Raw genomic sequence first — 21162 nt, forward strand, 5'->3', positions numbered from 1 at the left:
TCAAGGAAGGTTGTCGAAAGCTATTGCCCGATAACGCCGGGTTCCATTTCAAGTGTGACGCCAAAACGCGCTTCTACCGAGTGCTGAATACGTTCGGCCAGCGCCAGAAGATCATTGACGCTGCCACCACCGTAATGGACCAGCACCAGTGCCTGATGACGATGAACGCCAACATTTTGGTCACGAACGCCCTTCCAGCCACATTGATCAATCAACCATCCGGCCGCCAGCTTGGTACCCTGAGCCGTCTTCCATACCGGCATATCGGGCCATTGCGACAAAAACCGCTCCGCCCGCTCGGTCGGCACGACGGGATTTTTGAAAAAGCTGCCGGCGTTGCCCAGCACAGCCGGATCGGGCAGCTTTTCGCGCCGAATCGCCGCCACCGCGGCAGCCACCTCGGCCGGGGATGACGTATCGGTGACATGTCGTGCAAGATCGCCGTAACCGGTGCGTGGCCTGCCCTTAAGGTCAAGTCTCAGCACTACCCTGATCACGATGACTCTGCCGGCCAGCGTCGTCTTGAAAATGCTGTGTCGATAGCCGAAGTCACATCGTGATCGCTCGATGATCTCGTAGCGCCCGTCATCAATGTGCATCACATGCACGCTCTCGATCACGTCACTGATGTCACAACCGTAGGCGCCAATATTCTGGATGGGAGCAGCACCCGTCGACCCCGGAATCAGCGCCAGATTTTCGATACCCCACCAGCCGGCAGCGGTCGTCTGATCGACCAGCGCATGCCAGTTCACGCCGGCCTCTACATGCCAGAGCGACTCGGTAGCGTTGATGGCTTCCTGCCAGATGCGCTGTCCGGTGTAGCGTACGACCAGCGCATCGATGCAGGGTTTCATGACAACATTACTGCCCCCGCCCAGCGCCATGATATGGCGGTGGCGACCGTGTCCGTTCACCTTCAGCAAGCGGTGAAGCGCACACAGCGAATCGACCTCGGCCAGAGCCCGGGCGCTGGCCTCGAATCCGAGCGTGTTACAGGACTTCAGCGAAACGTCGCGCTCGATCATCAACCCTGGATATCCCTGCGCTGGAGCTGCTCGAGCAGCCCACGACAGCCGGCGGCGATCTGATCAGCGACCTGCTCAAAACTATCGGTACTGCCGAAATAGGGATCACCAACTTCCTCGCCGGCGTTCTCTTCAGCAAAGTCCATGAGCAGTCCGACATGAGCATGAGCACCGTTGGGCACCATCCGTCTCAGCGCCTCAAGGTTGCTGCCATCCATGCAGAGAACATGATCGAAACGGTCAAAATCGTCGGGGCGGATCACGCGACCGCGCAGACTGCCAATATCGACGCCGCGCTGACGCGCTTCACGTATGGCTCTCGGATCAGGGGGCTCTCCAACGTGATAATCCCCCACACCACAGGAATCCGTTTCAATTCGAGCCTCCAGGCCGGACTGCTCGAGCATTTGACGGAAAAAACCTTCTGCCATGGGAGAGCGACAGATGTTCCCAAGGCAGACAAACAGGACTCGAATCAATCCGATCTCCTTGCCAGCCACTCACGTACGCGCGCCAGATCCTCCGGCGTATCCACGCCGGCCGGGTACTGCTCGGAGGCAACGCCAACGGAGATGGCATAGCCGTGATAAAGCGCCCGGAGCTGTTCGAGCTGTTCGCAGGCCTCGACGGGCGCTACCGGCAAGTGTTGATAATCGCGCAGAAAGGATGCGCGATAGGCGTAGATGCCGATGTGTCGGTACCAGCCTTGCCCGAGTTCGTGACTCTGCTGATCGACAGAGCTGTCAAAGCGGTCGCGATCCCAGGGGATAGGGGCTCTTGAAAAATAGAGCGCGCGCCCCTGCTGGCTGCACACCACCTTGACCACACTGGAGCGCATCAGGGTGGCGCGATCAGCAATCGGCTCGGCAAGCGTTGCCATGGCAGCGCTTTCATCATCTCTGAGCGACGCTGCCACCTGATCGATCAACGGGCTGGGCAGCAGTGGTTCATCCCCCTGGACGTTGACAATACAGGCGTTATCGGCAAGTTCGAGCCTGTCGACGACTTCCGTCAGGCGTGACGTACCATTGACATGATCTTCATGGGTCATGACCACGTCGGCACCAAACCCTTTGGCAACGGTAGCAATCTGCTCGCTGTCGGTGGCGATCAGGACACGCTCGGCGCCTGACGCCATGGCACGCTGCCATACGTGTTCGATCATGGGTCTGCCGGCGATGTCCACAAGCGGCTTGCCGGGCAGGCGCTGTGAAGCAAACCTGGCCGGAATGACGACGGTGAAGTCCTGACTCATGACGCAGCCGATGTTCCCTGTGATTTACCCAGCGCCTCTTCGACATTCAGCCGACGGGCACGACCAGCGATCATGACGGGGATCCCATCCATGACGGGATAGGCCAGCCCGCTTTCGCGACACAGAAGTTCACCGGTGTCGCGATTGTACTCCAGCTTTCCACCGCTTTCGGGACACACCAGCATGGCCAGCAGTTCCTGATCCATTTTTATCTCCTGCATCAAAGGGTTGCGAGACGCCCTGCCAGCCACTCGATCAGCGCGGGTTCAGGGCAGGCCTCAATATCCAGTGACCAGCACCGTTCATTGGCGAAGGGACGGCATTTCACCGCGTCCTTGGCCGTCATGACGACGGGTCGATTGTCGGCAAAGCGTACATCCTGTGCCGAAAACCGGTGATGGTCGGGTAACGGATGCTGATCGAACGACACATCCAGCGTCTCGAGTGTTTTGAAAAAACGCTGCGGATTACCGATGCCGGCAATGGCGTGCACGCGCCCATCAAAGGGGCGAGCCTCGATACTATAGCAAACGCCGTCGTTGAGATGACGCCAGGCACTGGGCACCAGTGACATGCCATATTGTGCAGCACTTTCCGGTGTCTGCAGGACGCCGTTGGAGATCACGGCATCGACTTCACACAGACGGGACAGCGGTTCACGCAAGGGCCCGACCGGCAGACAGCGACAATTGCCAAATCCGCGCATGCCATCAACCACAACCAGTTCGATATCCCGCCCCAGCGCATGATGCTGCAGACCGTCATCCGACAGCAGGATATCGCAGCCTGCCGCGATCAGCTTGCGCGCCGCCCGGGGCCGATTCGGGTCAACCACGACGGGCAGCTGTGTCTGCTGGGCCAGCATCACCGGCTCATCTCCGGCATGGGCCACGTCGCTGTCTTCAGTGACGTAAAAGGGATAGCGCGGCGCATGCCCGCCGTAACCACGTGAAATAATGCCCGGCTGCCAGCCCTGTTCCTGCAGCCAGCGACCAAGCCACGCCGTCAGCGGCGACTTGCCGGTCCCCCCGACCGTGATATTGCCAATGACAATCACCGGTACCGGAGACGACCAGATCAGACGTCGGCCGCTCTGATAGGCCCGGCGGCGGCGAGCCACCACGCTCTTGTACAGCGCTTCAAGTGGCGTCAGCATACTCGGCCAGCGCGCACTGCTGTACCAGGCCTTCTCAAGACGCTTCATCGGCCCTTTGTCCCCAGCGGGCGTTCACACCGGTACATTGCTGCGCTCCTCGCTGAACTGAATGCGATGCAGTGCGGCATAGGCTCCGTCTCTGGCCAGCAGGGTCGAGTGACTGCCCGACTCGATGATTTCGCCGTTATCCATGACGAGAATGCGATCGGCCTGTTCAATAGTCGACAGTCGATGGGCAATAACAAAGGTGGTGCGACCCTCACAGACCTTCTCCAGGGCCTGCTGGATGTAGCGCTCCGATTCCGTATCCAGCGCCGAGGTTGCCTCGTCGAGTACCAGAATAGGGGCATCCTTGAAAATGGCTCGCGCGATGGCGATGCGCTGTCGCTGCCCGCCGGAGAGCATGACACCGTTGTCTCCCACCAGAGTGTCAAACCCCTGTGCCAGTCTCTCGATGAACTCATCCGCGTAGGCTGCTCTGGCCGCCGCGATGACGTCCTCACGCGATGCGTTGCTGATGCCATAGGCGATGTTCTCGGCGATGGTGGCATTGAACAGCGTAACGTTCTGGGTCACCAGCGCAATCTGACGACGCAGGGCATGCATCGAATAGTCGCGCACATCGACATCATCGATACAGATCCGACCGCCCGTGGCGTCATAAAAACGCGGCAGCATGTTCATCATGGTACTCTTGCCGCTCCCCGAGCGACCGACCAGCGCGATCATCTCGCCGGCCTGAACATCATGGCTGACGCCCTTGAGTACGTCCGGCAGATCACTGCCATAGCGAAAGCGCACCTCTTCAAAGCGCACCCGCCCCTGAACGCGCCCTGGATCATGGGTACCGTTGTCCGGCTCACGCGGCCTGTCCATCAGCTCGAACAGCTCCTGAGCAGCGGCCAGCCCCTTTTGAATGACGCCGTTGATTTCCGTCAGCGATTTAATGGGTTTGATGATCATGCTGGCAGCGGTAATAAAACCGATGAACTGACCAGCACTCATGTTGCCCAGAAGCTCGGGCGCCAGCGCCAGCCATACCAGCAGCGCCAGCGACACGGCAACCAGGGTCTGGATGACCGGCGCACTGATGGCCTTGGTCAGCGCCTCCTTCAGGCCCTGATCGCGGTTATATTCGCTGGCACGGTTAAAGCGATTATATTCATGCTGCTCGGCACCGTGTGTACGCACCACGCGGTAGCCGGTAATGGTCTCGGACGCCACATGCGTGACCTCCCCGACCGATTTCTGGATGCGACGCGACAGCTTGCGAAAACGCTTGCTGCACCAGGCGACGACAAAGCCGATCAACGGCGTTACCGCGATGAAGATCAGCATCAGCCTCCAGTTGACCCAGAATAGATAGATCGTCAGTCCCAGTACCAGCATGCCTTCCTGCAGCACGACGTTGAGCGCCTTGGTGGCGGCCCCCGTGACCTGCTCCACATGATAGGTCACGCGCGAGATCAGATGGCCGCCGCTGTTTTCGTCGTAAAAGCGTCCCGGCAGATGAAGCATCTGATCAAAGACCGATACCCGCAGGCGGTGGACCACGTTACGCGCGACGTATTCCATGCCATAGGTGCCCAGAAAGGTGCCAAATCCTCGGGCGATAAAGATGCCGATGATCATCAGAGGCAACGCCTGACGAAAATCGGCATCGGGATTTTGTATACCGTCCGTCAGAAACTCCATGATACGGGCCATGAGCGTACTGGACCCTGCATAGATGGCGTTGCCGATCAGCGCAATTGCAAAGGCCTTCCAGAAAGGCTTTACATAGGTCAGCAGACGGGCATACAGCGTCAGACTGGCGTTTGACTTCACGGGCTCTCCTGCCTGGCTGAGGGCGATAGCGGGTTAACATGTCAGGGTGCTGACAGCGCCAGAAACGCTGATGACCCGCCACCGTTCATGATCGAAGACTGCCCCCGGGCAATCACCGGGCGGATTCTAACCCAGGTCGACACCGTTCGACACCGCTGACCACACGCGAGGGTTTGACACCCACGCCGGACGCGCTGCTGGTGAGCGCGATGGCACCATCGATGGCCGTATTCCATTGACAGCCTCCCGCGCGACGAAACCGTCGAACCACCCGATCAGCGGGGTGCCCATAGGCGTTGAGATAGCCGGCGCTATAGATCACGCGTGCCGGCCTCAGAATGTCCACCAGGCGCTGTGAAGAGCTGCCGTGGCTGCCATGGTGACCGGCCACAAGCACGTCGACAGGGTCCTGATAGTGGGCAACAATCCGGGTTTCAACGTCCTGCCCTGCATCGCCGGTAATCAGAAAGCGGTGATGGGCGCTTTCAATCAGCAGCACGCAGGAGTGATCGTTCTCGGCTGCCGGCATGGTGGCCGTGCTGCGCGGCCACAGGAAGGTAAAGCTGATCCCGTCGACTCGCCACGACGCCCCGGCACGACAGGGCGTAATGGCATCAACATCAATGGTATCAGGCAGCGGCGCCCACCAGCGTTCCACCTGATGGAGCGTTTTGAGAATGGGCACGCCACCAGCGTGATCCAGATCACCATGCGACACAATGACGCCATCAAAGTGCTGTGGGTCATCCCAGAGCGTGGTGATGGCCATGAACCCCGATCGGGAGCGTGGACCGGTATCATAAAGCCAGCGTCCACTGGCCGTATGAATGTCGATCAGCTGTCCTTGTCCGACGTCATGAACCACCAGCGACAGCTCGCCGCTGTGAAGCACTGTCGTATGGCCGGCCCCCAGACACAGGGTGACCGCCATGAGGCTGGCAACAAGCCGCCATATCCGCGCAAGCCCCGGCAGCAGCCAGATCAGGCAGACCAGAAAGGCCATAACGGCCAGCGGCCATATCTGCTCGGTCGAAGGTTGCCACTGGGGCTGCCACTGTCGCACTTGATCCAGCGCCGCCTCGAAAAGATGAGCAGCCTGCCCGAACAGCCACCACAGCGCGTCTCCAGCCCGAGGCACCGGAGAGAACAGCCAGCCCAGCAGTGCCAGAGGCACCATGATCATGGACACCCAGGGAATGGCGACAAGATTGATCAGAAAGGAAAGGCCCGCCAGCTGCTCGAATACCAGCAGCGTGGCAGCACCGGTCGCCAGACTCAGCAGCATCTGGCTTCGCAGGATGGCCTGCCACCATAGCGGCTTTTCCCGCCAGCGCCAGGCCAGTATGAGCACGGCAACGGCGCCAAACGAGAGCCAAAGCCCCGGACGCAGCAGCGACAGCGGCGTGGTCATGATGACGATCAAAAGCGCCAGCCACCACGCCTGCCACACGCCGGGAGAGTGACGGCCGCTGGCGGTCCAGAGCGCCACCAGCGTCATGATGGCAGCGCGCACGGCCGGCGGTGCAAACCCCGCCAGACCTGAATATGCCACCGCAGCCAGACCCGCCATCCACCAGGGCCAGAGCACCATGCGCCAGCAGCGAGGTTGAAAAAGACGCGCCAGAAAACGTCCGAACAACAGTACCCAGCCCGAGACAAGGCCCACATGCAGGCCCGAAATCACGGCCAGATGCGTCGTCCCGGTCTCTCTGAGCAATGCCCACTGTGATGACTCGAGCGCCCCACCATCCCCCAGCGTCAGGGCCTTTAGCCAGCGTCGGGTAAAATCGTCGTCCACTCGGGAGGATAGCCAGCGCTCGCTCCATGCCGCCCCACGCCCCTTCTGAAGACGCACGGCGCTGTCCGGATCGCGAACGTAGCCGGTGGCACCAAAGCCCTGATCGATCAGCCAGATCCCATAGTCAAATCGCCCCGGATTGAGAAAGCCGTGGGGCGGCTTCAAACGCGCCACCAGCTGCCAGCGGTCCCCTCTTTCAAGCGCCGGGGCTCGATACCAGTCAAGACGAACGTTTTTGAGCCGATGACAGCGCGGCAGGCCGGGCTCACTCTGACAGTCAGAGACTGCAAGGCTCAGCCTGGCTCGCCCCTCCAGATGTTCAATCGACACGATACGTCCCCTGAGCGTCACCTCCTGCCGGGCCAGGCCATCTGCCAGTGGCTCCGGCCGCTGAGAAAGGCCATGACAGAGCGTGACGGTCAGCGCCAGGGCCATGAGCAGCCACAGACGATGGCAAAGCGCAGCGCCCATCAACCAGAAAAGCGCCAGAGCCCAGACCCAGCGCTCCGAAGGGAGATGAATCAGCACGGCACCAGCGCAGGCGGCAAGACACGGCAGCGCAAGACGTATACCTTTGACACCGTCGATCAATTCACGGCGAACAGGCACAGTGCGCTCATGGTATTCAGAAAAATTTTCCTAACCTCCCGGGTTCAGGGATAATGACAGCATCGCTTTGTCTGGACGCTGCCTGATGCTGCGCCAATTGATCCAACGTTATCTGCCGGACCCGGAGGCCATTCGGCGCCAGAAATCGCTCCGACTGATTCATCCGTTACTTGGTAATCCCGCACTCTGGCTGGTGACGCGGCGAAGCATTGCCAATGGCATGTCGGTGGGGCTATTTTGCGCCCTGCTTCCGATTCCCGGGCAGATGCTGGTGGCCGCCATCGGAGCCTGGTGGCTGCGTGGGCATCTACCGCTGGCACTGGCGCTGGTATGGCTGACCAATCCCCTGACCATGCCCGTGGTCTTCTATGTCACCTATCGGGCAGGAGCCTGGATCCTGCAGACCCCGCCCCGCGCCCTGCCCGATGAGGTCAGCGTCAGCTGGTTTGCCAATCAATTGATCGACATGATGCCATCGCTGATCATTGGATCACTGGCCTGCGCCCTCGTTATCGGCATCGTAGCGAACATCTTGACGCGCCTATGCTGGCGCTGGCATATCCTTCGCGTCTGGCGCAAGCGTCGCCAGCACCGCCGCCCGCGCTGAGCGCTCTCGAATAGCCTGCAGTACCGGCCTTTCGACCAGGATCAACATTTCTCCCTGTCGACTTTTAAACTATGTTGATTCAGCCCGTTTCATGGGCACATTCATCCTGCATCGACACGGAAGCCGACACCATGGATCTTGGAATCACCAACCGCGTTGCCATTATTACCGGCGCCAAGGGAGGCCTGGGCCTCGCTGCCGCCAGAGAACTGGCCAATGAGGGCGCAAGGCTCGTTCTGTCCGATATGGACATCGAGCAGCTGGAAAAGGACGCCAGAGCGCTGGATACCGAAGTGATCTGCCACAAGGCCGACATTACCAAACAGGAAGATGTCGATGCGCTGGCCCGGGCAGCCCTTGAGCATTTCGGCACCATCGATATCGTGGTCCATACGGCCGGCATTACCGGAGCCAAGGGCCACCCTCTCGAAATGAAGGACGAGGACTACGCCGACACCTGGCAGATCAACTTCATGTCTGCAGTGCGCATGGCACGCGCCACCTTCCCTGCCATGCGTGACAAGGGCTGGGGGCGCTTCGTCTGCATTACCTCCGAAAACGCCGTGCAGCCCTATTGGGATGAAGCCGTTTACAACGTCTCCAAGGCAGCACTGGCCACCTTCGTCAAGAATCTGGCCTATGGCGAGGCGGAACACGGCATTCTCTGCAACACCGTGTCCCCTGCGTTTATCGAATCCCCCATGACCGACGGCATGATGGAAAAACGCTCAACAGAGAACAGCTGCTCCTTTGACGAGGCAGTAGAAAGCTTCCTCGAAGAAGAGCGCCCCGGCATCAAGCTCAAGCGTCGCGGACAGCCTGAAGAAGTTGCTGCCGCCATCGCACTGGTCGTCTCCGAACGCGCCTCGTTCATCAGCGGCGCCAACATTCGCGTGGATGGCGGCGCAGTGATGTCCGTTCAGAACTGATTATCAGCAAACACACCGGCGCCAGACGACGAAGGGCCCGTCAGCCATGCTGACGGGCCCTTTTAACGCCGGCACAGGGGCTCATCAGGTCATGACATCGGGCGCCAGCTGCCCCTTGTCCAGACGCAGCACTCGATCCTGATGCCGGGCGATGGCCATGTCGTGGGTCACGACCACAAAGGCGCTGCGAGAGCGCTCGGCCACTTCATCCATCAGATCCAGAATCTGGCGGGCCGTGACCTGATCCAGGTTGCCGGTCGGTTCGTCCATCAATACCAGACTCGGGTCCGTGACCAGCGCACGAGCAATCGCCACTCGCTGGCGTTCACCCCCGGAAAGTTCCCCCGGTTTGTGTTCACCACGCGCCGCCATGCCCACCCTTTCCAGCAGCGCGCTGGCCCTTTCGGCCGCCTCTCTACGACTCTGCCCGCGAATGATCAGCGGCATCGATACGTTTTCCAGTGCCGTGAACTCGGCCAGCAGATGGTGAAACTGATAGACAAAACCGATGTGCTGATTGCGAAACCGACCAATGGCGGCCTCGGAAAGCCCCTTGATGGAACGGCCGCCGATCAGGATTTCTCCCTGGGTCGGGCGATCCAGCCCGCCGAGAAGGTTGAGCAGCGTGGTCTTGCCGCTGCCGGAGCTGCCGACCACTGCAATGCGCTCACCGGCAGCTACCGTCAGCTCCAGATGATCCAGCACGGTCAGATCCTGTGGGCCTTCCTGATAGACCCGGGTCAGCCCGCGACACTCCAGCATGTTGTCACGCTCCATCACGCTCGCATCATATTGACTACTCATAGCGCAGTACCTCGGCCGGTTGTACCCGCGCAGCGCGCCACGCCGGATAGAGGGTCGACAGAAAACTCAGCAGCAACGCCACACCGGTCACGACCATAACGTCCGAAAATTCAAGACGTGAAGGGAGATAGCTGATGAAATAGACGTTGGGGTCCAAAAACTGAATGCCGAACACCGACTCGACCCAGCTGATGATATCGGCAATCGACAGCGCCAGTCCGATACCAGCCAGAACACCCAGCGCAATACCGATAATGCCGATGGTAATGCCCTGTACCATGAAAATGCCCATGATCGAGCCCGGCGTGGCACCCAGCGTGCGCAGGATGGCGATGTCGGCGTGCTTGTCGGTCACCACCATGACCAGGGTCGAGACGATATTGAACGCCGCGACAGCCACAATCACCATCAGCAGCAAACCGATCATGCGTTTTTCCATCTGAATGGCCTGGAAGAGATTGCCCTGGGTGTAGGTCCAGTCAATCCCGCGGTAACCGGGCGGCATCGAGTTGATGATCTCGCGGGTAACGCTGTGCGCCTGAAAGAGATCATCAAGCTTCAGGCGTATGCCCTGAGCCTCCCCTTGCTGTCGCGCCAGGGTTTTCATGTCACCAAGGCTCGTATAGGCGAGATTGCCGTCAAGCTGCGCCCCCACCTGAAAAAGACCGGAAACGGTAAAACGCTTCAGCCGTGGGAAAACACCACCCGGTGTAATGGAGGCCTCGGGGACCAGCAGGGTCACGCTATCTCCCAGCCCGACGCCAAGGTTTCGCGCCAGGGTGCTGCCGAGCACAACGTTCCAGGTCCCCTGCTGAAGGGAGGCCAGATCGCCCCCCACCATGTGATTACCAATAATGGACACCTTTTCCTCGGCATCGGGCAGAATGCCTTCGATCATCGCGCCCTGCGTCTGACCGTTGGAGGAAAACATGCCCTGTTGTTCGATATAGGGCGCTGCGCCCACGACATGATCATGTCGCTGCAGCTGCTCCGCCAGCGCGCGCCAGTCGTTAACGCCGTTTTGCGCCTCGATACGGGTATGCGGGACCATGCCCAGTACGCGCGTTCTCAGCTCATGGTCAAAGCCGTTCATCACCGAGAGCACCAGAATCAGTACTGCCACGCCCAGCGTCAGGCCGAGCATCGAGGTCAGCGAGATAAAGGAGATGAAGTGATTGCGCCGCTTGGCTCGCGTATAGCGAAGCCCGATCAGGAAGGGAATTCGATCAAGCATTATTGGCCTGGAGTCCAGTGACAGGAGCCGACATGGTACGGACTTTTATGCCACCCTGCATCAGGCGTCGCCTTAATCGCTGCCAGTGATAAGATACGCCGGCAGGCCGTATGCCGGAACCTGCAGAGACCAGCCCCATCGATCGAGCGGACAACACTGTGACCATGACCCAGGGCCCTTCCCGTCAGTTTTTACCCGAATGGACACCCCAGCAGGCCATCATGCTCAGCTGGCCCGGCCATGACAGCGACTGGTCGTCAATGCTTGAGGCCATTGAAACCACGTTCATCACCCTGATCGAGGTGATCGCCCGCTATCAGCATGTTCTGGTCACCCTGCCGGACGATGACACCCGTCAGCGCCTTGCCACCATACTGGCCAACCTCGGCGTTCCCGAACATCGGCGATCGCTGGTTATCGCGCCCGGTGACGACACCTGGGCACGCGATCACGGCCCGTTGACAATCATCGACAACGAAACGCCGCTGCTGCTGGACTATCGCTTTACCGGCTGGGGCGGCAAGTTTCCGGCCGAGCGGGACAATGCCCTTAATCGCGCTCTGGCAGAACAGGATATCTTCGCCCCCGCCATGCAGAACCTGCAGGAGATCGTGCTGGAGGGCGGCGGCATCGAGACGGATGGTCGAGGCACCCTGATGACCACCCGAAGCTGCCTTTTAAATGCCAATCGCAACGCCCATCTTGACCAGACCGGTATCGAGGCCCATTTGAAGACGCATCTGGGCGTTGACCGCATCCTGTGGCTTGACAACGGCTACCTTGAGGGTGATGACACCGACAGCCATATCGATACGCTGGCGCGCTTTTGTGACGAGCAGACCATTGCCCATGTCTGCTGTGATGATCCGCTTGACCCGCATTTTGAAGCATTGAATGCCATGGAACGCGAACTGATGGCGTTTCGTCGACCTGACGGCGAACCCTATCGGCTGATTCCGCTGCCCTGGCCTCGCGCTTGCTTCGATCCGGAAGACGGCCATCGCCTGCCGGCGACCTATGCCAACTTCCTGATCATCAACGGCGCGGTGCTGATGCCCGCCTACGCCGACCCGGCTGACTTCGTGGCGCTTCAGGCACTGTCCAAAGCCTTCCCGGAGCGGGACATCATTCCCATCGACTGTCGCCAGGTCATTCGTCAGCACGGCAGCCTGCACTGCCTTACCATGCAGTTGCCCACCGGATCACTGAAAGCCATCAATGACTGATGCACGGAGAAAGCCCATGAAAAACAGCATCAACGTTGGTGTTGTTCAGCAACAGGCGTGGAACGACAAACAACGAAGCCTGGCCGAGAGCGAGCGAGGCATCCGCGCACTGGCGCAGCGCGGCGCGCAACTTGTGCTGCTGCAGGAGCTGCATGCCACGCGCTACTTCTGTCAGTGCGAGGATACAGAGGTCTTCGATCTGGCCGAACCGCTGGAGGGCCCGACCACCCGGTTTCTGAGTGAGCTGGCCGGAGAGCTGGATATCGTGATTGTGGGCTCCATCTTTGAGCGGCGCGCGCCCGGGCTCTATCACAATACAGCCGTGGTGCTGGACACCGACCGCGGCCTGGTCGGCACTTATCGCAAAATGCATATCCCCGATGACCCGGGATTCTACGAGAAATTCTATTTCACCCCCGGTGATGCCGGACACAGCAAGGGGTTTACGCCCATTGACACTTCCGTGGGCCGTCTGGGCGTGCTGGTCTGCTGGGATCAGTGGTATCCCGAGGCCGCACGCCTGATGGCACTGGCCGGTGCCGACATGCTGCTCTACCCCACGGCCATCGGCTGGGACCCGAGTGATGAGTCTGATGAGAAGCAGCGCCAGAAGGAGGCCTGGACACTGATCCAGCGCTCGCATGCCGTGTCCAACGGCATTCCGGTGCTGGCGGCCAACCGGGTCGGTCATGAGGAAGATCCCAGCGACGTGGGGGGCGGCATCGATTTCTGGGGCGGCAGCTTCGTTGCCGGTGCTCAGGGAGAAATGCTGGCCCTTGCCGGTGAAGGCACCGAGGAGCTTCTGGTGACCCTGTCACTGGCGCGCAGCGAACAGGTCAGACGCATCTGGCCCTATCTGCGTGACCGCCGCATTGACGCCTATGGGGACATTACCGAGCGCTATCTCGACCGCTGAATCCGGATCGCCTCGATAACTGATCGGCATCTGTTCCTGCCGTAGCAGGAACAGATGCCGATATGCTCATTGTCGGCCATGCCGTATCGTGATACAAGATAACGGTATATTTCGAAAAGCATGACATGAATGGAGATGGCCATGTCACCGCAGTATCAGTTGATGGCGGAGCTGGAAAGGGCCTTCGATGATCTTGTCGAGGCCACAGAAGCCCTGATAGCCACGGCAAGGCAACATCCTCCCGCCATGTGGCGCTTTGGCGGTGACGCCGACATTGACTGGCTGATGCGTGCCTTGACCGATTACTGGTATCAGGATGGCCAGGACGGACGTGCCACACGTGATCATGTCGGCGTGGTCATGGCCGATGATGCGCTGCTCGAACACGTCTGCGAGGTGAATCGATGCAAGAATGCCTTCTCCTCGCAACTGAGCGCAGCCCGCAAACTGCATCCCGCCATGGTTGCCGAACTCAAGGCCACACTCCCCTTTCGCCACCCCGTACTGCATGACCATCTCAAGGGAAGCGGTATGGCACGGCTTCATCTCAAGCAGTGCTGGCGACGCCTTCCGGTGGCAGATGCCCCCGTCTCGCGCATCCGACTGGCATGGTATTCCAGCGGCCGGTCCATCAAGCGCATGAGCGTATCCGAAGTAGAAGCCAGACTGGCCAGGCTGAACAACGAAGCCGCCCACGTCAAAATCCAGTACCAACTACTGGCTGCGCTGCCTGATGGCGAAATGCTGGCGCAGATACAAACGCAGGCGCCGCTGATGCGCGCCAACATTTTTTTCCGTGAACCGCTGGAAGATGGTCACACCCGCCGCGCCATGAATGTTGCTCTGCCGTTGTTCGTACCGTCACCGGATAACCGTCTTCCACAGATCAATCAGCCACCGTCCCAGCCTCCCGAGAAGCGTACCCGCGCGCTGCGTGGGGATTCAAAAATAGAGAGTGAGCCCTTTATTCCCAGCCTTCGCATTCACCGCTATCGGCGCTGACTAAAAATCACTGCTGGGTGACGGCAGCTGCTTGAGGTGAAGGTGCCTGCTTAACCGGATAGCGGGGCGAATCAGCATCTGTGCGCTGCCCACGACAAAGAGCCAGGTGCCGATCATCATCAGCGATGAATAGAAAAAACAGATACTGCCGGCCAGAAACCAGAGGCCGATCAGCACGTCGTTGACGATGCTGACAACCTCGTAGCGGCGATGGATCACAAGAGCATGATGATCAAAATGCAGCGTCAGATCTCGTCTGTCAGCACGACTCGTCTTTTCGGACAATGTGGTCGCCTCCCTGTGATGAGCGAATGACTCGCGAAAACGCCGACCCAATGGTCGGCGTTTTCAAGAGCAAACCGTAATGCCCCGTTAGTGTAGCCGGTTGAGACCGTTATGCGCCGCGATGCGATAGGCTTCCGCCATGGTGGGATAGTTAAAGGTCGTGTTCACAAAATACGCCAGCGTATTCGACTCGCCCGGCTGATTCATGATCGCCTGTCCAATGTGAAGGATTTCGGAGGCTTGATCTCCGAAACAGTGAATACCGTAAATTTCGAGCGTCCGCGGATTGAACAGTATCTTGAGCATGCCGACCGTATCACCGGTAATCTGTGCCCGCGCGGTGTCCTTGAAAAAGGCCTGCCCGACTTCATACGGCGTTCTGGCATCCGTCAGCTCTCGCTCGGTCTTGCCCAGCGAGCTGATCTCGGGGATGGTGTAAATACCGGTAGGAATATCGTTCACGAAACGCGATGCCTTGCTCAGCGCATCGCCGGAAGCAGAACGTCCCTGATCATAGGCGGCACTGGCAAGACTTGGCCAGCCGATGACGTCGCCGGCGGCATGGATATGTTCGACACGGGTGCGATAACTGTTATCAACCTGTAGCTGCCCGCGTGAATTCGCCTCCAGCCCCGCGTTTTCAAGCTTGAGAGTATCGGTGTTACCCGTTCGCCCGTTGGCCCACATGAAGGCATCAGCGCGCATCTTCTTGCCGGATTTGAGATGCAGGGTCACGCCGGTCTCATCGCCTTCGACGCGAGAATACTCTTCGTTATGACGAATCTGAACGCCGTTGTGACGCAGGTGATAGGACAACGCATCGCTGATTTCATCATCCAGAAACGACAGCAGGCGTTCGCGAGTATCGATCAGATCAACCTTGACGCCCAGATTGGAAAAGATCGACGCATACTCACAGCCAATAACCCCCGCACCGTAAATCATGATGCGCCGGGGCGTATGCGACAGTCCCAGAATCGTATCGGAGCAGTAGATACGAGGATGTCTGAAATTGACGTCCGAGGGGCGATAGGGGCGTGAGCCGGTCGCCACAACGATGTTCTCGGCCACCAGAGACTCCCTGGCGCCGTGACCATCCGAGACGTGAATCGTGTGCGGGTCAGCAAAAGAGGCCGTACCGAAAAAAACGTCAATACGGTTTCGCGCATAAAATCGCGTTCGCATGGCCACCTGATCCTCGATCACCCGGCGGGAGCGCTCGAGCATGCGAGGAAAGGATACCCAGCGAGGTTCACCAAGATCCCTGAACATGGGATTGTTGTTGAACTGAACCACCTGCTTGACCGCATGGCGCAGCGTCTTGGAAGGGATCGTGCCCTTGTGGGTGCAGTTGCCACCCACTGCCGATTGGAGTTCAACAATCGCCACCCGTTTATCGTGCTTGGCAGCATTGACGGCAGCACTTTCACCTGCTGGCCCGGCGCCCAGTACGATGACATCATACTGATAGGTTGGCATTACCCGTCAGGCTCCCGGCTTGCGAGTGGCATCAAGGGCAAGTTCGGGCCTGTAAGCCGTCTGCGCCAGCTTTTCCTTGCGCTGCTGCTCTTCACAGACCTCATCCTTGCCGCCGCAGATATCACAGCCCTGCTTGAGACCGAGATTGTTCAAGCCACCGCATGAGCCGCTGATGGGCTTGCGCCCCATCAGAACACCCACGGACATGACGCCCACGATAAGCAGCATGGCTGCCAGAACCATTAACCATAACAGCATGGATCGCTCCTGTTCGTTGTCGGCCATCGCCCCAGGCGATCACCCATGGTTGATATTTTAACTGTTCAGGATGCCCGAGCACCAACACCGACAGCACAATCCCGTTAATAGGCACCAAACAAAAAAGGCACCGGGGATACCGGTGCCGTAGTGAAAAACGATCTATCAACCACCAAAATCGTCGAGCATGATATTTTCCGGCTCGACGCCCAGATCCATGAGCATCTTGATGACCGAGGCGTTCATCATCGGCGGCCCGCACATGTAGTATTCGCAGTCTTCAGGTGCCGGATGGTCTTTTAGATAGTTTTCATACAATACGTTATGGATAAAACCTGTCTTGCCGGTCCAGTTGTCTTCAGGCAGGGGATCCGACAGCGCCAGGTGCCACTCAAAGTTGGGATTTTCTTCCTGCAGCTGATCATATTCCTCGTTATAGAACGACTCTCGAACCGAGCGAGCGCCGTACCAGAAGGAAATCTTGCGATCTGTGTTCAAACGCTTGAGCTGATCGAAGATGTGGCTGCGCATCGGTGCCATGCCGGCACCACCGCCGATAAAGACCATCTCGGCATCGGTTTCCTTGGCAAAGAATTCACCGAACGGACCATACACCGTCACCTTGTCGCCCGCCTTGAGGCTGAAGACCCAGCTCGACATGAGCCCCGGCTGATGACTGGAATTGGGCGGCGGCGTGGCAATACGGATATTGAACTTGAGAATGCCCTTCTCTTCAGGGTAGTTCGCCATCGAGTAGGCACGAATCACAGGCTCGGTCGTTTTGGCTTTCAGATTGAAAAGCCCGAACTTGTCCCAGTCCCCGCGATACTCCTCACCAATGTCAAAATCACTGAAATTGATGTCATACGGCGGCGTCTCGAGCTGCATATAGCCGCCGGCGCGGAAGGCCACATTCTCGCCTTCGGGCAGACGCAACGTCAGCTCCTTGATAAAGGTGGCCACGTTGTCATTATTAACAACGGTGCATTCCCATTTCTTGACGCCGAAAACGTCTTCGGGCACCTCGATCTTCATGTCCTGCTTGACCGGCACCTGACAGGAGAGACGCCATCCTTCCTTCTTTTCACCCATGGTGAAATGGCTTTCCTCGGTGGCAAGAATCGATCCGCCACCGTCCTGCACACGGCATTTGCACTGTGCACAGGACCCCCCCCCACCACAGGCAGAGGACAGGAAAATGCCCTGACCGGCCAGGGTCTGCAGCAGCTTGCCCCCGGCCTGGGTCTTGATGGTGCTTTCGGGGTCACCATTGATTTCGATGGTCACCTCACCGCTGCTGACCAGCCGGCTGCGAGCGGTGAGGATAATGGCCACCAGGCCCAGAATAATCAGCGTGAACATGACCACGCCAACGATAATGACAGAGATATCTACCATGACTCGTTTCCTTGCTCAGTCGATGATCCGCCGCTTACAGCTGAACGCCGGAAAACGACATGAAGCCCAGTGACATCAGACCTACCGTCAGGAAGGTGATCCCCAGCCCCTGAAGCCCGGCCGGGACGTCGCTGTACTTGAGTTTTTCACGAATGCCGGCCAGCGCTGCGATAGCCAGCGCCCAGCCAAACCCGGCACCAAGACCATAAACAACCGATTCACCAAAGGCGTAGTCGCGCTGAACCATGAAAAGGGCCGCCCCCAGAATGGCGCAGTTCACCGTAATCAGCGGCAGATAAACGCCGAGCGCGTTGTAGAGCGCCGGTACGAATTTATCGAGAAACATCTCGAGAATCTGCACGATGGCTGCAATCACACCGATATAGCTCAGAAGCCCTAGAAACGAGAGATCGATGTTTTCGGCACCTTCGATACCGGTCCACGACAGCGCGCCTGCCTTGAGCAGGTAATTGAGAATCAGGTTGTTGGCCGGCACCGTAATGGTCAGCACCACAATAACGGCGACCCCCAGGCCGATGGCGGATGAGACCTTCTTGGATACCGCCAGAAAGGTACACATGCCCAGAAAGAAGGCCAGCGCCATGTTTTCAACGAACACGGCCTTGATGAACAGGCTGAGGTAATGTTCAAACATTACGCGCTCCCCTCTGCAGTACGAGGCTTGGTATTGGTCGTGATCTTGAACTCATTGCTTTCCACCTGCTCGGGGTTAAAGCTTCTGAGCGCCCAGATCAGCAGACCGATCACGAAAAATGCCGACGGGGGCAGCAGCATCAGGCCATTGGGGACATACCAGCCGCCATTGTTGACCGTCTGCATGATGGTGATTCCGAAAACGGATCCCGACCCCAGCAGCTCGCGGAAAAACCCGACCGCCAGCAGAATGAAGGTGTATCCCAGACCGTTACCGACACCGTCGAGAAAGCTGAGCACAGGACCGTTTTGCATGGCATAGGCTTCGGCACGCCCCATGACGATGCAGTTGGTAATGATCAGGCCGACAAACACCGACAGCTGTTTGGAGAGATCGTAGGCAAACGCCCTCAAAAGCTGATCCACCACGATAACCAGCGACGCGATAATGGTCATCTGAATGATGATTCGAATCGACGATGGCATGTGATTGCGAATCAATGACACGAACATGTTCGAAAATGCCGTGACCGCAATAACTGCCAGACCCATGACCAGCGAGGTGCTCATGGAGTTGGTGACCGCCAGCGCACTGCAGATACCCAGGATCTGCAGTGCAATAGGGTTATTCTGAAAAATGGGAGTTGTCAGCAGACCCCTGGCCGTATCAGTTTTTGCCATGATCAAGCTCCTTGTGAAGTGTCGCGAAAGCGCGCCAGATAATTGGCAAAGCCTTCGTCGCCCATCCAGAACTGCAGCAGGTTGGTCACCCCGGTACTGGTCAGGGTAGCACCGGAAAGCGCATCCACCTTGTGCTCGGCATCAGGCGTATTGCTGCCAACGCCACCCTTGACCAGACGAATGGCCGGCTCGTCACTGCCTTCCGGGTAGATCTCCTTGCCCGGCCAGAGCGACTTCCAGCGTGGATTATCCACCTCACCGCCGAGTCCGGGCGTTTCACCCTGCTCGTAGAACGACAGTCCGACGACCGTATTACCATCCCCTTCAAGGGCCAGATAACCCAGCATCAGCGACCAGAGCCCCTGACCACGGACCGGGAGAATGATCTCGTCGGGGTTGTCAGGATCGCCTACCAGATAGACCGTAGCGTAGTTTTCGACACGACCACCAAGCCCTGCCTGGTCCTGACTGCCGCTCAGGGTTCTCGACATGGCCGGGTCCTGGGTCGAGGCAATCTGATCAAAGCGATCAGGATCGATATCGTCAGCATATTCGCCGGAGCGCAGGTCCACCACACGCTGGGTGATTTCACCGAACTGCTGCTCGACGCTTCGGCCCGGCTCCATCAGATTGGCGACCTGCAGGATATTGGTCTTGCGATCAAGCTCCTGATTCTGCTGCTGCGTGGGCCGGAGTGCCACGGCGGCCGTCGAAACCACCACAGAGCAGACCACGCACAGCGATAGCGCCACGGTCAGCGTTTTCTTGATCGAATCATTGCTGGCCATCAGGCAACCTCCTTATCCCTTGACGGCATCAGACGCTTCTGCCGCCGTTTGATATTGGCCTGAACGATAAAGTGGTCGATCAGCGGTGCGAAAAGATTGGCAAAGAGAATCGCCAGCATGATCCCCTCGGGGAATGCCGGGTTGGCCACCCTGATCAGCACGGTCATGAAACCGATCAGACCACCAAAGATCAGCTTGCCGGTATTGGTCATTGATGCCGATACGGGGTCGGTCGCCATGAAGATCATGCCGAAGGCAAAACCACCGATCACCAGATGCCAGTACCAGGGCAGCGCAAACATCGGGTTGGTATCGGAGCCGATCAGATTGAAAAGCGTTGCCGTTGCCACCATGCCCAGAAAAACACCCAGGATGATGCGCCAGGAGGCCACACGGGTCCAGATCATGATCAGGCCACCCAGCAGAATCATCAGGGTCGAGGTTTCACCGACACTGCCCTGAATGAACCCCAGAAAGGCATTGAGCCAGGGCGTCTGGGCAGCCAGCTGATCAACACCGCCCTGCGCGGCTGTCGACAGTGCTGTTGCACCAGTATAACCATCCGCGGGTACCCAGACCGAATCACCGGACAGCTGCGCCGGATAGGCGAAATAGAGAAAGGCACGACCGGTCAACGCCGGATTGAGGAAGTTCTTGCCGGTGCCACCAAAGACTTCCTTGCCGATAACCACGCCAAAGGTGATCCCTAGAGCAACCTGCCACAGCGGTACGGTAGCCGGTAGAATCAGGGCGAAAAGTACAGAAGTGACGAAGAATCCTTCATTGACCTCATGGCCGCGGCGAATGGCAAAGAGCACTTCCCAGAAGCCGCCCACCGCAAAGGTGACCGCATAGATGGGAATGAACCAGGTCGCGCCGAGTACGAAATTGGCCCATATACTACCAGGGTCATGTCCGCCGGCCAGCGCCATGACGATCATTTCACGCCATCCCTGAAGGATGCCGTAGTCATTGGCGATCGCCACGTTGGCCTGAAGACCGGCGTTGTACATGCCAAAGAACATGGCCGGGAAGGTGCACATCCAGACCGTGATCATGATGCGCTTGAGATCGATACCATCTCGAACGTGCGCCGTAGAACCGGTGACATGCCCCGGCACATAAAAGATTGTGTCGACTGCCTCATACAGCGCGTAAAAGCGCTGATACTTTCCGCCCTCATGAAAATGGGGCTCGATATTATCCAGAAAACGACGAATCCCCATTA

At 58.7% G+C, this 21162-nt stretch carries 22 protein-coding genes; 5 read left to right on the top strand and 17 right to left on the bottom strand.

The window, feature by feature from the left end; translation table 11 throughout:
- Positions 1-20 precede the first annotated feature (20 nt).
- The 7 genes from murB to BM079_RS01555 all read right to left on the bottom strand — a co-directional run bounded on the left by murB (position 21) and on the right by BM079_RS01555 (position 7592).
- Positions 21-1028 (bottom strand): UDP-N-acetylmuramate dehydrogenase, encoded by a 1008-nt coding sequence (gene murB, locus BM079_RS01525; protein ID WP_090130129.1) that lies wholly within the window; start codon positions 1026-1028, stop codon positions 21-23.
- Positions 1028-1507 (bottom strand): low molecular weight protein-tyrosine-phosphatase, encoded by a 480-nt coding sequence (locus tag BM079_RS01530; RefSeq protein ID WP_175489555.1) that lies wholly within the window; start codon positions 1505-1507, stop codon positions 1028-1030. Before BM079_RS01530 ends, murB begins: the two co-directional genes overlap by 1 nt.
- Positions 1504-2283, bottom strand: coding sequence for a 3-deoxy-manno-octulosonate cytidylyltransferase (gene kdsB / locus BM079_RS01535; protein ID WP_090130131.1), 780 nt, complete (start codon positions 2281-2283; stop codon positions 1504-1506). The genes BM079_RS01530 and kdsB overlap by 4 nt, the downstream gene beginning before the upstream one ends.
- Complete coding sequence (locus BM079_RS01540) at positions 2280-2489, bottom strand: Trm112 family protein (protein WP_090130133.1); 210 nt, start codon at positions 2487-2489, stop codon at positions 2280-2282. Before BM079_RS01540 ends, kdsB begins: the two co-directional genes overlap by 4 nt.
- Before the next feature lie 14 nt (positions 2490-2503).
- Positions 2504-3487 (bottom strand): tetraacyldisaccharide 4'-kinase, encoded by a 984-nt coding sequence (lpxK, locus tag BM079_RS01545; RefSeq protein WP_090130135.1) that lies wholly within the window; start codon positions 3485-3487, stop codon positions 2504-2506.
- 24 nt (positions 3488-3511) lie between these two features.
- Entirely contained in the window at positions 3512-5266 is a 1755-nt protein-coding gene (gene msbA, locus BM079_RS01550) for a lipid A export permease/ATP-binding protein MsbA (protein ID WP_090130137.1), read from the bottom strand.
- A gap of 112 nt (positions 5267-5378) precedes the next feature.
- Entirely contained in the window at positions 5379-7592 is a 2214-nt protein-coding gene (locus BM079_RS01555; protein ID WP_175489556.1) for a DNA internalization-related competence protein ComEC/Rec2, read from the bottom strand.
- Positions 7593-7758: 166 nt separating this feature from the next.
- On the opposite strand from BM079_RS01555, the gene BM079_RS01560 reads away from it, so the two are divergent.
- Together BM079_RS01560 and BM079_RS01565 are read left to right on the top strand one after the other, a co-directional pair.
- Positions 7759-8280 (top strand): DUF2062 domain-containing protein, encoded by a 522-nt coding sequence (locus BM079_RS01560; RefSeq protein ID WP_090130141.1) that lies wholly within the window; start codon positions 7759-7761, stop codon positions 8278-8280.
- A 131-nt stretch (positions 8281-8411) separates the two neighbouring features.
- Complete coding sequence (locus BM079_RS01565) at positions 8412-9209, top strand: SDR family NAD(P)-dependent oxidoreductase (protein ID WP_090130759.1); 798 nt, start codon at positions 8412-8414, stop codon at positions 9207-9209.
- Between the two features lie 84 nt (positions 9210-9293).
- On the opposite strand, the gene lolD is transcribed toward BM079_RS01565, so the two are convergent.
- Positions 9294-10013 carry a lipoprotein-releasing ABC transporter ATP-binding protein LolD gene (lolD, locus tag BM079_RS01570; RefSeq protein ID WP_245742781.1) on the bottom strand — a complete coding sequence of 240 codons (720 nt, stop codon included), beginning with the start codon at positions 10011-10013 and terminating at the stop codon, positions 9294-9296.
- A complete protein-coding gene (locus BM079_RS01575; RefSeq protein ID WP_090130143.1) occupies positions 10006-11247 on the bottom strand; it encodes a lipoprotein-releasing ABC transporter permease subunit in 1242 nt (413 codons plus the stop codon). Before BM079_RS01575 ends, lolD begins: the two co-directional genes overlap by 8 nt.
- Positions 11248-11411: 164 nt before the next feature.
- Between BM079_RS01575 and BM079_RS01580 the strand changes: the two genes are divergently transcribed.
- The 3 genes from BM079_RS01580 (at position 11412) to BM079_RS01590 (ending at position 14391) form a co-directional block, all read left to right on the top strand.
- Positions 11412-12473 (top strand): agmatine deiminase family protein, encoded by a 1062-nt coding sequence (locus BM079_RS01580; RefSeq protein ID WP_090130763.1) that lies wholly within the window; start codon positions 11412-11414, stop codon positions 12471-12473.
- Positions 12474-12489: 16 nt separating this feature from the next.
- A complete protein-coding gene (locus tag BM079_RS01585) occupies positions 12490-13389 on the top strand; it encodes a carbon-nitrogen hydrolase (protein WP_090130146.1) in 900 nt (299 codons plus the stop codon).
- 141 nt (positions 13390-13530) lie between these two features.
- The gene (locus BM079_RS01590; protein ID WP_090130765.1) at positions 13531-14391 is read left to right on the top strand and encodes a DNA replication terminus site-binding protein; all 861 of its coding nucleotides are present in this window, start codon (positions 13531-13533) and stop codon (positions 14389-14391) included.
- Here BM079_RS01590 and BM079_RS01595 read toward each other — a convergent pair whose 3' ends face one another.
- From BM079_RS01595 to BM079_RS01630, 8 genes are all read right to left on the bottom strand, one after another.
- The gene (locus BM079_RS01595; RefSeq protein ID WP_175489557.1) at positions 14392-14676 is read right to left on the bottom strand and encodes a YrhK family protein; all 285 of its coding nucleotides are present in this window, start codon (positions 14674-14676) and stop codon (positions 14392-14394) included. It lies immediately after the preceding gene.
- Positions 14677-14763: 87 nt separating this feature from the next.
- Positions 14764-16155, bottom strand: a complete 1392-nt coding sequence (gene sthA / locus BM079_RS01600) for a Si-specific NAD(P)(+) transhydrogenase (RefSeq protein WP_090130148.1) — start codon at positions 16153-16155, stop codon at positions 14764-14766.
- 6 nt (positions 16156-16161) lie between these two features.
- A complete protein-coding gene (nqrM, locus tag BM079_RS01605) occupies positions 16162-16413 on the bottom strand; it encodes a (Na+)-NQR maturation NqrM (protein WP_090130150.1) in 252 nt (83 codons plus the stop codon).
- A gap of 165 nt (positions 16414-16578) precedes the next feature.
- Positions 16579-17811, bottom strand: coding sequence for an NADH:ubiquinone reductase (Na(+)-transporting) subunit F (nqrF, locus tag BM079_RS01610; protein ID WP_090130152.1), 1233 nt, complete (start codon positions 17809-17811; stop codon positions 16579-16581).
- Positions 17812-17845: 34 nt separating this feature from the next.
- Positions 17846-18466: an NADH:ubiquinone reductase (Na(+)-transporting) subunit E gene (gene nqrE / locus BM079_RS01615; RefSeq protein ID WP_090130154.1), complete on the bottom strand. Its 621-nt coding sequence runs from the start codon at positions 18464-18466 to the stop codon at positions 17846-17848.
- The gene (locus tag BM079_RS01620) at positions 18466-19146 is read right to left on the bottom strand and encodes an NADH:ubiquinone reductase (Na(+)-transporting) subunit D (protein WP_090130156.1); all 681 of its coding nucleotides are present in this window, start codon (positions 19144-19146) and stop codon (positions 18466-18468) included. Before BM079_RS01620 ends, nqrE begins: the two co-directional genes overlap by 1 nt.
- 2 nt (positions 19147-19148) lie before the next feature.
- Positions 19149-19937, bottom strand: a complete 789-nt coding sequence (locus tag BM079_RS01625) for a Na(+)-translocating NADH-quinone reductase subunit C (protein WP_090130158.1) — start codon at positions 19935-19937, stop codon at positions 19149-19151.
- Positions 19934-21160 carry an NADH:ubiquinone reductase (Na(+)-transporting) subunit B gene (locus tag BM079_RS01630; protein ID WP_090130160.1) on the bottom strand — a complete coding sequence of 409 codons (1227 nt, stop codon included), beginning with the start codon at positions 21158-21160 and terminating at the stop codon, positions 19934-19936. The genes BM079_RS01625 and BM079_RS01630 overlap by 4 nt, the downstream gene beginning before the upstream one ends.
- Between the last annotated feature and the right edge of the window lie 2 nt (positions 21161-21162).

This window comes from Kushneria avicenniae, from assembly GCF_900112585.1.
GTDB lineage: Bacteria > Pseudomonadota > Gammaproteobacteria > Pseudomonadales > Halomonadaceae > Kushneria > Kushneria avicenniae.